Origin of the sequence: Pseudomonas sp. CNPSo 3701 (genome assembly GCF_028674975.1) — a bacterium.
GTDB lineage: Bacteria > Pseudomonadota > Gammaproteobacteria > Pseudomonadales > Pseudomonadaceae > Aquipseudomonas > Aquipseudomonas straminea.
In genome coordinates, this window is the sequence record NZ_JAQZSI010000004.1 from 253297 (window position 1) to 265468 (window position 12172).

Genomic DNA, 12172 nt, shown 5'->3' on the forward strand with positions numbered 1-12172 from the left:
GTTCGCTAAGAGCGAGCATTCAGTTCCTACTCCAAGGCAACTGATCATCTTAGTACCTACGAATCTCCAGCTTTGCGATGTTACGACCCACCATGCTTTACCAGAGCCAGCTAGCCCGCTACTGTAACGCGAACGCAGTCACAGTTTTGCCGCATGACACCAGGGACGGCTTCAGCAAGTGCGGTAGCGCCTCAGGCGCCTCCTAAGCCCCCGCCCCACCCGCCTGTCCTGACTCGACAAGCTCGGCCTGCATCTGCCTCTACGTTTCCCGATGGATGAATTACATGACGGCGCAATCTCCAGCCAGCCGGCCTTTGACAGTCAATGAAAGGACGCTCGTACAGGACTGGATACTGGATCTGGTACCCGGAGACGGAGCAGCAGTAGGCAACAAGACCCTCAAGCAACGGCTTGAACAGAAAGCAGAACTTCATGACTTCGCCGTTACCGACGAGGACTATTGGTCAATTCGGGAAGAACTGATCGCACGAGGCAAACTGCAGAAAGGCAGCGGTCGAGGGGGCTCAGTATTCCGTTTTGACAGCAGCTGGAAACCTAGCGCTCAACAGACAGCCATCGATGAGCAATACAACTGGGAGGATCTAGATGAGCCGGTAAGCGACAGCCCGGAAAGCCTGGAAAAGCTGCGCAGCCGCCTTTTAGACCTAAGTGCGAGAAACAGGCTTCTGAATTTCTCGCACGCTCGCTCCAAGCGTTTCGCGCGAATTATCGACGAGCTTCCCGACCATCTATTTGAAACGCTGACGGCTGACCAAGCGATGCGTTTCGCGCCGGTTCCCGAGCCGACAGAACGCCAGTTGATTGAGCAGGGCTACCTCAAGTACGACGAGCAAACCGGCAGCGTTAGTGAGCTAAAGAAGCCACCAACGGCGGAGACTTGGGCGCAGCTCCTGGGCATAGAAACCAGCTACGAGCTTCCAACGGGATCAGAGTCTCCCGGCGACAAACATGCTGACGATGCCATTTAAACCCTCTACTACCCCACCGAGCTGGAGTCACGCCTGCAGATACTGCATGCGCAGTCACGTCTATCGCTCGATGAAACTGGCGCCAACATCCTCTATCTGGCACTCGGCTTCCTTGAGTGGGATGAGTCGATAGTCGGGAAGAACAGCACGCGCCTCGCCCCACTCATGTTGCTACCCGTCCGCCTGGAGAAAGGGAAGCTCAACCTTAAAACAGCAACCTTCGACTACGAGGTTCTGTATACCGGCGAAGACATCCTCACTAATCTCTCGCTACGGGAAAAACTACGCCGCGACTTCGGCATTGCACTGCCACGCATCACTGAAGATTTGCTGCCCGAAGAGTATTTCGCTCGTGTACGAGAGACCGTTCTCGAAGTGAAACCTGACTGGAAGCTGCACCGCTTTGCCTCCTTGGGCTTGTTCGAGTTCGGCAAGTTGATGATGTATCTGGATCTTGAGCCTGGCAAAAATCAGGTGCTACTCCAGAGCAGCCTGGTAAAGAGGCTGATTGGCCTAGCAGATAGCGAACGCCCCGAGTCTACTGCCGATGGGTTCAGCAGCGAGCACGCCATCGACGAGCTCCAAGATGTACACCAGAACTACCCCCTGATTGATGACGCGGACAGCTCACAACACAGTGCACTGGTCGATGTGATGCGCGGCGAAGACCTGGTGATCGAGGGGCCACCCGGCACAGGTAAATCGCAGACCATCACCAACATGATCTCCGCGGCCATGGCACAGGGCAAAAAAGTGCTCTTCGTAGCAGAAAAACGCGCTGCGTTAGAGGTTGTTAAAAACCGGCTAACGCGCGCAGGGCTGGGAGAGTTCTGCCTGGAATTACACAGCCACAAAAGTCAGAAGAGCGCGGTGGCCGCAAGCATTGGGCAGCGCATCAGTAACCGAGGCAGCTACCGCCAGCCTGCTCAGCTGAACGACTTGATCAACAATTACGAGCGACTGAAGCAGCAACTCAACGATCATGTCCGACAGCTCCACACTCTCCATTCCAATACCGGGCTGACTGCTCACCAGGTTCTGATGCAAGCCACACGTTTGCGTGAAAGCCTGGCCATCCGCCCTGCCGACTTCCACCCTGCTAGCACAGCCAACCTGGATAGAAACCAAGTTCATGAGCAGGCAGGTTACTTTACTCACATCTACACCAAAACGGTTGAGGAAGCAGGCCAGAGCGGCCAACTTGAAACTCACCCATGGTTTGGCTGCACCAAGACGCAAATAAGCGGGCTAGAGCGATCCGACCTCCTGCTCCAGCTGAAACACGCAATAACAGCACTTGATGAGCTAGGCGCGGCGCGAACCACGGCCTCGACCAGCCTTAAAGCAGCTGAGGTTTCCTCGCTCTCCCCCAAAGCCACCCAGCAGTTGGCAAGCGCCCTCGCGACCATCCCAATGCCCAAAGGCGACGAAGATTGGGACTTAATCAGCCGGCTCGATGCCTCCAGCTGTGAGGCGCTCCAGGCCTGGCTAGAAGGCATGGACCAGCTGATGGAGCAACAAGTCACCCTGAACCAGGCCTTGCACCCTAGCGTCATCGGATCTCCTCAAGCCTTAGAAACAATCAAGAAATCCTGTGCACAGATACGGCAGCACAACGACAGTAACGGTCTGAAACTGGATGACCTTCTGGAGCTGATCCAAGAAGCCCAAGAGCTCATTGATGAAGCCCCCAAAGCTCAACTGCTGATTCAAACCATCGCGAAAGCACCAGCCGCCCAGTCTCTCAAAACTGACAAGCTGGGAATCGAGCAGATGGGTCTGTTGCTTGAGCTCTTGCTACAGATGCCTATTGCCCTGGCGAAGTGGCGCCACAAACGTTTCGAAGATGCTTCGCTGGACAGAGTACTTCCCGAGCTCAGTGAGCTTTTAGCCGACATCAAACAGCTCGAATCACGATCCGCCAGCGTCTTCACCCTTGACCGCCTAACCAATCACACACGGCTTGAAGACCTGCAGCGCGTGCTCGCTGACAGCTCATTGTTCCGCTGGTTCAAAAGTGGCTGGCGAGCAGCCAAGGCCGAAGTTCTTTCCATGGTACGACCAGGTATCAAACTGAAGGCGGCTCTTCAGGCGCTGCCAGACGGCATAGCCTACAAGCGCCAGCAAAACCGCCTGGCGGCCGAGCCCACCTTCCGCGAGGCGCTCGGCGAGCACTTCAGAGATGAAGGAACCAAAACTGCCGAGCTGATTGCCCTACGCAATTGGTACCGCACACTGAGGGACAAGTGTGGGCGCGGCTTCGGTGGCAGCGTCTGGATTGCAGAGTATTTGCTTAAAGAAAGCTCCCAGGTGCTGGAGCACTTGCTGGGCGATGCCAGAGAGTTGAAAGAGTACCTCACGGACGTACTGTCCCATCGCAGTGAGCTGGAAAACACGCTCCTCTTGGATGGCCACCAACTTAAGTCAGAAGACTTATTGGCTCCCCAGGGCCTGTATATGCGGCTCATCAAGGAACTGGGCAGCGCACTCGATGCGCTACTACCGCTGATTAGCGAGCAGGCCCCAACTACTGGCCGCGTACTGGCACTCGCACAAGCAGTTGAGAGCTGGCAGGAGCGCGCCGCAGCCCTGCAGAACAATGCCGAGCTGCTCGCGTGCTTAGCAGGAAAAGAGCTGCCCCGCTTCGATAACCTGGCCGAGGCGCGTGGCCACCTGATCGCCTGGCGCCACACCGTGTCCTTCGTTCGCCCGATCATGGCGCTGTCGATACGCCACCTTCTGGTGCCTCAACTTGCAGCCTGCAATACCAAGCAGGCCGAACAGCTGGTTAGTGACTGGAACACCCTAGGTCAGCAACTGGTGGAGACTCTGCGGGCCTGGGAGCAAGCCTTAAAGGGCTTTATCGAAAAAGCTGAAGTAGAGCCGGCGCATTGGTGGAAGCGCATCGATCAAGATGACATCACAGCCCTCAAACAACGCCTGCAATGGGCAGCGCAGAACGAAGAGTTGCTCGAACACTGGTTGGAATACCGTCGCTTGCGCAAGCGACTTGCTGACTTGGGCTTCGAGGCGGTGATATTCGCCACCGAGAACCAAACACTCGCGGCGGATAGAACCAAAGATGCCTGCCTACTGGGCCTAATTGATCTCTGGGCCAAACAGATACTAGAAAACAACCCAGCACTGGGACAGTTCTCAGGCAAGGATCAGGAGGCCATCCGAGCTCGCTTTGCCGAAATAGATAACCAGCTTACCAAACTGCAACGCGAGCAGTTGGCAGCAAAAATCGACCAACACAAGGTTCCTCAAGGCAACAACTCCGGCAAGGTGAAGGATCGCACTCAGCTCGCCCTGCTCAAGCACGAGGCCGGTAAGAAAACCCGCCACGAATCCATTCGCTCGCTCATGCTGCGTGCACCTGAGGCCCTTCAAGGGCTGAAGCCCTGCTTTATGATGTCACCCATTGCCGTTGCTCAGTACCTACCGGCCGGCAAAGTCCACTTCGACATCATCGTCATGGACGAAGCCTCGCAGATGCGGCCGGAAGAAGCCTTGGGCGCCATCTCCCGCGGCAGCCAGCTGGTTGTCGTCGGCGACCCCAAACAGCTGCCGCCCACCAGTTTCTTCTCCCGCCAAGGCGGTGATAATGACGAAGAAAGCGAAGAGCTCTCTCTGGCACAGGACTCGGAAAGTATCCTCGAAGCGGCCATGCCACTGTTTAAGTTGCGCCGTCTGCGTTGGCACTACCGTTCGCGCCACGAAAGCCTGATCGCTTTCTCCAACAAGGCCTTCTACGACAGCAACCTGGTGGTCTATCCATCACCTCACCGCGAATCGAACGAGTTCGGCGTGAAATTTGTACGTGTGGCTCGAGGCCGCTTCGTCGAGCAACGCAATGTTGAAGAGGCCGATATCGTCGCCAAGGCCATCGAACACCATCTGCTGCACCGCCCTGAAGAGTCGCTCGGCGTCGTCGCCATGAACGTCAAGCAAGCCGAACAGATCGACCGTGCTCTGGAGCAACTCGCGAAGCAGAATCCGGCGCTGCAGGAAGCCTTTAATCGTAACGAAGAAAGCGACGAGCCTCTCTTCATCAAGAACCTGGAGAACGTCCAGGGTGATGAGCGCGACGTCATCTACATCTCCACCACCTATGGCCCGATGGAGATCGGCGGCAGCGTGCCCCAGCGCTTTGGCCCCATCAACGGCTCTGACGGCTGGCGTCGCCTAAACGTTCTGTATACCCGCTCCAAGAAACGCATGCAGGTATTCGCCTCCTTCACTGCCAGCGACGTGGTTGCGACAGGCACATCCAGCCGCGGCGTACTGGCGCTGCGTGACTTCCTACAGTTCGCCGAATCAGGCCTTATGCCGCATATCCGTGAGACCGGCAGAGCCTCAGACAGCGATTTCGAGGTCGCAGTCATCGAAGCCTTGGAGCACCATGGCTATCAGTGCGAGCCGCAAGTGGGCGTTGCCGGCTTCTTCATCGATCTAGCTGTGCGCGATCCCGGCCAGCCTGGCCGCTATCTAATGGGCATCGAGTGCGATGGCGCGGCCTACCACTCGGCCAAGTCGGCCCGCGACCGCGACCGCCTGCGCCAGAGCGTGCTGGAACAACTCGGCTGGCGTATTCGCCGCATCTGGTCAGTGGATTGGTTCCGCAATGCCAAGCTGCAACTCGAACCTATCCTCCAGGAACTCGCCGCCATGCGCACTGAGCCGGCCATTGAGGTAGAGTCAGAACAAGCCGAAGAGCAGATCATCCAGCAAGTCGCCGAAGAGCAGAGCCAGCACGCCGAGCGCATCTCCCAGGAGGGCGGCACAAGTCTGCGCGAGAAACTGCACTACCTGGATCAGCAAATCATTCGCCCCGCCTTACCCAACATACCGGACAACCGCCGCCTACTACGCCCAGCCATGCTCGAAGCTTTGCTGGAGTTCAAGCCGGCCGACCGCAGCGAGTTCCAGCAGCGGCTACCGGGCTACCTGCGTGAGGGAACCGACCCCGCCGAGGGGCAGTTCATCGACGACGTGCTTTCTCTGATCGGTGACTACGCATAAGGCATTCCAGCAACACAGTATCGACGAACAGATCAGCTACACGTGTCCAATAGGCGTGATGGCGACCTATTGCTAACGGTCAAAGGGTGCTTTGCGGGCGAAAGTCATCGGGTTGGTTGGCCGTTTCTGGCCAATAGCTGCACGTGTCAGCGGCTGAATCGCCTTGAAGCGCCACGTGGTGCGTTCAAGAAGATCCTGAACAGCTTCTTAGAAAGTCACCCCAGCGATCAAAGCAATATTGCTGTACGGCCGGCACTCACCCGTACGAATCTGCACCCGCGCGGTGCGGCAGGCGGCCTTGAGTTCCTCGTGGCTGACCAGTTGCCGTTCGCCCAACTCCCCGGCTGCGGTCAGCGCTTCGATGGCCTCGAGCGCCAGGGGCGCAACTTCCAGGGTTTCCCGGGCTAGCAGATGGCCCTGCACCTGCATCTCGCTGAGTACCACCTTCAGGGTGGTGACGAAGTCCGGTACGCCGGCGGTCAGTGCCAGGTCGATGCACGGGGTGCCGGGCGGGATCGGCATGCCGGCGTCGCCGATGACGATCACGTCGCCGTGGCCGAGCCGGGCGATGGCGGCGGAGAGTTCGGCGTTTAGCAGCGGGGTCTTTTTCATACGGGCAACTCGTGACGATAAGGGATCGAAGGTTGTGCACCCGGCCGGGTGACGGCCAGGGCGGCGGCCTGCTGCCCCAGGGCGATGGCGGCTTCCAGCGGCTGGCCGGCGGCCAGGGCCGCGGCGAAGCCGCCGACGAAGGTGTCGCCGGCCGCGGTGGTGTCCACAGCGGCAACCGGCGCCACGGCGAAGTGGGCATGGCGCTCGGCATCGGCGTACAGCACGCCCTGGGCGCCGAGGGTGATCAGTACGCGGCGGGCGCCAGCCTGCAGCAGGCTGCGCGCCGCCGGCAGCGCCGATTGCGGTGAGCTTACCGGCGAGCCAGTCAGCGCGGCTGCCTCGCTCTCGTTGGGAATCAGGTAATCGGCCAGGTCGTACCAGTGGGCCGGCAGTGGCCCGGCCACGGGCGCCGGGTTGAGAATCACGATGCAGCCGGCCTCGCGGCCCAGCTTCATGGCGGCCTCAACGGTGGCGTCCGGCACCTCCAGTTGCACGATCAGTACCTGAGCGTCGGCCAGCAGTTGCGCCTGTGCGCTCAGGTGTTCGGGGGTCAGCGCACCATTGCCGCCGGCAACGATGACGATGGCGTTCTGGCCGGCGTCGTCCACCAGGATCGAGGCAATGCCGGTGGGCACGCCGTCGATTTCGCTGACCGCCGAGCAATCGATGCCTTCGCTGATCAGCCCGGTACGCAGCCGTGCGCCATAGGCATCAGCGCCCACACAGCCGATCATCGCCACCTGGGCGCCGAGGCGCGCCGCGGCCACCGCCTGGTTGGCGCCCTTGCCGCCGGCGGCGGTGGAGAAATCATGCCCGGTGAGGGTTTCGCCGCCGCGCGGCAGGCGTGGCGCACGCACGATCAGGTCCATGTTCAAACTGCCGACCACCACCACTTTGCCTTGCATCTGTACCTGCTCCTCTCGGGCGCCTGCGCCCAGCTGGAAAATATTCAGCCGCCGATGGCCGCGGTGGATTCACGCAGCATCAGGGTCGGCTCGATCAACCGTTGTTCGGCCGCAAGGCCAGGTTTACGGATGCGCGCCAGCAAGCGCTCGGCCGCCTGCTCGCCGAGCTGGCCGATGCGCTGGCCGACGGTGGTCAGCGCCGGGTGCAGGTAGCGGCTCACTTCGATGTCGTCGAAGCCCACCACCGACAGTTGCTGGGGCACCTGCAGGCCGCGTTCGGCGGCAGCGCGCAGCACGCCCAGAGCGATCATGTCGTTGCCGGCGAAGATCGCCGTGGGCCGCTGCTCGCCTGCCAGCAGCACCTGGGCGGCGGCGTGACCAGCCGGGCTGGTAAACGCGCAGTCCACCACCGCCTGGGCCTCGATGCCCGCCTCGTCCAGGGCGCGGCGATAACCGCCGGCGCGCAGCTGCACCACCTGGGTGCTGGCCGGGCCGCCAATGCAGACGATGCGCCGGTGACCCAGCTCCAGCAGATGACGGGTGGCCAAATAAGCGCCCTGCTCGTGGTCGATGCGCAGCTGGTCGGCGCTGACGCCTTCCAGCGAACGGTCGACCAGCACCAGCGGCACCCGCAGGGCCGCCAGGGCCTGGGCGAAGGCGGCGTCGCTGGCCACGGTGGCGACGATCAGGCCGTCGATGCGCCGCTCCAGCAACACGCGCAGGTAGCGCAGCTGCTTGTCGATGTCATCGTCGGAGTTGCACAGGATCACGCTATAGCCGTTGCGCTCGGCGTGATCCTCGATGCCGCGGGCCAACTCGGCGAAGTACGGGTTGCTGGCATTGGGCAGCAGCAGCCCGAGCGTACCGGTGGCGCGCACCCGCAGTGAACGGGCCACGCCGCTGGGCACGTAACCCAGCTCGGCGATGGCCGCTTCCACCTTGCTGCGCACCTGATCGCTGACCGGACGGGTTCCATTCACCACGTGGGACACTGTGGTGTAGGAAATGCCCGCGCGGGCGGCGACGTCCTTGATGGTAGCCACGGCGGCTTAGCCCCGACGCTTGGCGCGGTAGCTGCGGTAGGTGTCGAGAATCACCGCGATGACGATCACCGCACCGGTGATGATGCGTTTGGTCGGTTCGGTGGCACCGATCTGCGCCAGGCCCGCGGCCAGCACGGAGATGATCAGCACGCCGAAGAAAGTGCTGATCACCGAGCCACGGCCGCCCATCAGGCTGGTGCCGCCGATGACCACCGCGGCGATCACCTGCAGCTCCAGGCCGGAACCGGCGTTCGGGTCAGCCGCTTCCAGACGGGAAATCTGGAACAGCGCCGCCAGGCCGGCGAGCAGGCCCATCAGGGCGAACACGGAAATCTTGTAAGGCTTGGGGTTGATGCCGGCCAGGCGCACCGCTTCCTCGTTGGTGCCGATGGCCACTAGGTAACGGCCGAACACGGTGCGGGTCAGCAGCAGGTGGGCGGCGAGGATCACCAGCAGGGCGATCACGAACGACGGCGAAATGCCGGCGGCGAACGGTGTCGACAGCCAGGCATAGGCGTCGCCGATATAGGCGGTGCGCGAGTCGGTGAGCTGATAAGCCAGGCCGCGGGCCATCTCCAGCACGCCGAGGGAGACGATGAACGACGGAATGCCCCAGGCCACGGTGATGATCCCTGTCACGCTGCCAGCCAGCGCCGCGCACGCCATGCCCAGCAGCGCGGCGGGCAGAATGCCCCAGCCGAAACCAAGGGTGGCGACGCTGACCACGGCGGCAGCCAGGGCCAGCACCGAGCCCACCGACAGGTCGATGCCGCCGATGATCAGGATAAGCGTCATGCCCACCGCCAGCACCATCAGATCGGGAATCTGGTTGGCCAGGGTGGTGAAGGTCGCGTAGGACAGGAAATGGCTGCTCAGGCTGGAGAACAGCACGATCATCGCCAGCAGCGCGCCAGCCAGGCCCAGGTAGGTGCCCAGGCCCTGATGGGTGCCGCTGCGCTTGGTCGGCGTGGCGGATGGAGTGGTCATTGGGAAAGCTCCTGTAACGGGGGGGCGACGTCGCCGAGCAAGGCCTCGCGGCTGCGGTAGCCGGCGAAGGCGGCGGCCAGCAGACGGTCCTGGGTCCAGTCATCGCGGTCGAAGGTTTCGATCAGGCGGCCAGCGGACAGCACGCCGATGCGATCACAGATCAGCATCAGTTCGCGCAGGTCGCTGGATACCACCACCAGGGCCTTGCCCTGGCGCGCCAGCTCACCGAGCAGGCCGTAGATTTCGAATTTGGCGCCAACGTCGATGCCGCGGGTCGGCTCGTCGAACAGCAGCACCTGGCAGTCGCGCTCCAGCCAGCGGCCGATCACCACCTTCTGCTGGTTGCCGCCGGACAGCTCGACCACCGCCTGGTGGGCACCATTGCAGCGAATGCGCATGGCGTTGATCTGTCGCTGCGCCAGGGCCTGCTCCGCCGCCGGGCGCATCACGCCGTGCTTGGATACCGCGGGCATATTGCCCAGCGCCAGGTTGGCGGCAATAGGCTGGCCGAGCAGCAGGCCTTCGCCCTTGCGGTCTTCGGTGATCAGCGCGATGCCATGACGCACCGCTTCGGCGGGCGAACGCACCTGCACCGGCACCGGCGGATTGCCGATAGCCACCTCGCCACTGTCGGCGCGGTCGGCGCCGTAGATCAGCCGCAGCAGCTCGGTGCGGCCTGCGCCGATCAGCCCGGAAATACCGTAGATCTCCCCGGCCCGCACGCTGAACGACACGTCGTCGACCTTGCCGCGCCGGCACAGGTTGCTGACTTGCAACAACGGTGCGCCGATCTTTCGCTCGCCCAGGTCGATGGCTTCGCCGACCTCACGGCCGACCATCAGGGTGACCAGCTCGTCGCTTGAGTAGCGATCGATGGGTTCCACCGCCACCAGCTGGCCGTCACGCAACACGGCCACACGCTGCGCCACCTTGGCCAGCTCTTCGAGGCGATGGGAGATGTACACGATGGCCACACCGGCGTCGCGCAGGCGCTGGATCTGCTCGAACAGCAGATCGACCTCGCGGGCGGTGAGCATGGCCGTCGGTTCGTCGAGCACCAGCACGCGGCACTCGCCGATCAGGTTGCGGGCGATCTCGACCATCTGCTGGTGGCCAACGCCCAGCGCGGCCACCGGCGTATCCGGGTCGATGGCCTCCAGGCCGACCCGCGCCATGGCCTCGCGCGCCATCTCGCGCAGGCGGCCACGGGAAATCCAGCCAGCGCGGCTGGGCAGGTTGTCGAGAAACAGGTTCTCGGCCACGGTCAGCGTCGGCAGCAGGTTGAGTTCCTGCAGGACCATGCGCACGCCAAGGCGCTCGGCCTCGCGGCGGCTGGCCGGTGCATAGGGCTGGCCGAGGAAGCTCAGAGAGCCCGTGGTCGGTTGCTCCAGCCCACAGAAAATCTTCGAAAGGGTACTTTTGCCGGCGCCGTTCTCGCCGGTCAGCGCCAGCACTTCACCGGCGCGCAGCTCCAGCTCGACCCCGCCCAGCACGGGCTGGACGTAGGTTTTGCCGATATCGCGAGCGGCGAGAACGGTCTCGCCGCCGGTTACCGCATGGATCACGGCTTGGTCACGAGTTCGACGGGGGTTTCGATCACGCCGTCTTTGGCACCGGTAGGCTCACCCTTGACCAGCTTGAGCGCCGCTTCGATACCGAACACCGCCTGGCGAGCCGCGAACTGGTCGGCGGTGGCGAGTACGCGACCGTCCTTGAGCATCGGCTTGATGGCGTTAATGTTGTCGTAACCGACCACCTGCACCTGATCCTTCTTGCCAGCGGCACGCACGGCGGACACCGCGCCGAGAGCCATGCTGTCGTTGCCGGCCAGCAGCGCCTTGAGGTTCGGGTACTCGTTGAGCATGGCCGAGGCCACGGCGTTGCCGCGGTCGATCTCCCAGTTGCCGGACTGCACGCCGACGATCTTCATGCCGGCCGCTTCCATGGCGTCCTTGAAGCCTGCGGTGCGCTGCTGGGCGTTGGTGGTGGTGGACACGCCTTCGATGATGCCGACTTCGTCACCGGCCTTGAGCTTTTCCTTGGCCAGGTATTCACCGACCAGGCGCGCGCCCTTGCGGTTATCCGGGCCTACGAAGGGCACGTCCAGGCCCTTGCTCTTGACCACTTCCGGGTCGAGGCGGTTGTCGATGTTGACCACCTTGATGCCGGCATCGCTGGCCTTCTTGATCACCGGCACCAGCGCTTTGGAATCGGCGGGCGCGATCACCAGGGCATCGACCTTGGCGACGATCATCTGCTCGACGATGCGGATCTGCGCGGAGGTATCGGTTTCATCCTTGATGCCGTTGGCGACCAGTTCGAACTGGTCAGGATGTTCTTTCTGGTAGGCCTTGGCGCCGTCTTCCATGGTGCGGAAGAACTCGTTGGCCAGGGATTTCATCACCAGCGCAACGCGAGGCGTATCACCTTCGGCGGCATGGGCACTGGAGAAACTGACAAGGGCAGCGGCGCCAAGGGCGATGGCGGCGCAGAGACGGGCAGGACGAAAACCGGACATGGGCGAACTCCGTGGTTATTGTCGTTTTTACGGGCACGCAAACGTTTGCGCATGGATAAAATTATTTAACGCCCGAGCAATTGTCAAATTTTC

Annotated in this window: 7 protein-coding genes and 1 pseudogene; 2 read left to right on the top strand and 6 right to left on the bottom strand. The window is 62.0% G+C overall.

The window, feature by feature from the left end; genetic code table 11:
* Positions 1-284 precede the first annotated feature (284 nt).
* On the top strand, positions 285-989 hold the full coding sequence (locus tag PVA39_RS23300) for a DUF4011 domain-containing protein (RefSeq protein WP_337993286.1): 705 nt from the start codon (positions 285-287) through the stop codon (positions 987-989).
* 12 nt (positions 990-1001) lie between these two features.
* A pseudogene (hhe, locus tag PVA39_RS13540) lies at positions 1002-6014 on the top strand (DUF4011 domain-containing anti-phage protein Hhe); the annotation flags it as partial.
* Positions 6015-6221: 207 nt separating this feature from the next.
* On the opposite strand, the gene rbsD reads toward hhe, so the two are convergent.
* The 6 genes from rbsD to PVA39_RS13575 are packed head-to-tail and all read right to left on the bottom strand — an operon-like array spanning position 6222 to position 12079.
* Positions 6222-6626 (bottom strand): D-ribose pyranase, encoded by a 405-nt coding sequence (gene rbsD, locus PVA39_RS13550; protein WP_274124493.1) that lies wholly within the window; start codon positions 6624-6626, stop codon positions 6222-6224.
* Complete coding sequence (gene rbsK, locus PVA39_RS13555) at positions 6623-7531, bottom strand: ribokinase (RefSeq protein WP_274124494.1); 909 nt, start codon at positions 7529-7531, stop codon at positions 6623-6625. Before rbsK ends, rbsD begins: the two co-directional genes overlap by 4 nt.
* A gap of 44 nt (positions 7532-7575) precedes the next feature.
* The gene (locus PVA39_RS13560) at positions 7576-8574 is read right to left on the bottom strand and encodes a LacI family DNA-binding transcriptional regulator (protein WP_147177116.1); all 999 of its coding nucleotides are present in this window, start codon (positions 8572-8574) and stop codon (positions 7576-7578) included.
* A 6-nt stretch (positions 8575-8580) separates the two neighbouring features.
* On the bottom strand, positions 8581-9561 hold the full coding sequence (locus PVA39_RS13565; protein ID WP_274124495.1) for an ABC transporter permease: 981 nt from the start codon (positions 9559-9561) through the stop codon (positions 8581-8583).
* Positions 9558-11123, bottom strand: coding sequence for a sugar ABC transporter ATP-binding protein (locus tag PVA39_RS13570; protein WP_274124989.1), 1566 nt, complete (start codon positions 11121-11123; stop codon positions 9558-9560). The genes PVA39_RS13565 and PVA39_RS13570 overlap by 4 nt, the downstream gene beginning before the upstream one ends.
* Positions 11123-12079, bottom strand: coding sequence for a sugar ABC transporter substrate-binding protein (locus PVA39_RS13575; protein WP_274124496.1), 957 nt, complete (start codon positions 12077-12079; stop codon positions 11123-11125). The genes PVA39_RS13570 and PVA39_RS13575 overlap by 1 nt, the downstream gene beginning before the upstream one ends.
* Positions 12080-12172 lie beyond the last annotated feature (93 nt).

Bases quoted from the DNA above. Each gene is read 5' to 3' on its own strand.
- PVA39_RS23300 (WP_337993286.1), top strand. From the start codon at position 285: ATGACGGCGCAATCTCCAGCCAGCCGGCCTTTGACAGTCAATGAAAGG.
- rbsD (WP_274124493.1), bottom strand. From the start codon at position 6,626: ATGAAAAAGACCCCGCTGCTAAACGCCGAACTCTCCGCCGCCATCGCC.
- rbsK (WP_274124494.1), bottom strand. From the start codon at position 7,531: ATGCAAGGCAAAGTGGTGGTGGTCGGCAGTTTGAACATGGACCTGATC.
- PVA39_RS13565 (WP_274124495.1), bottom strand. From the start codon at position 9,561: ATGACCACTCCATCCGCCACGCCGACCAAGCGCAGCGGCACCCATCAG.
- PVA39_RS13575 (WP_274124496.1), bottom strand. From the start codon at position 12,079: ATGTCCGGTTTTCGTCCTGCCCGTCTCTGCGCCGCCATCGCCCTTGGC.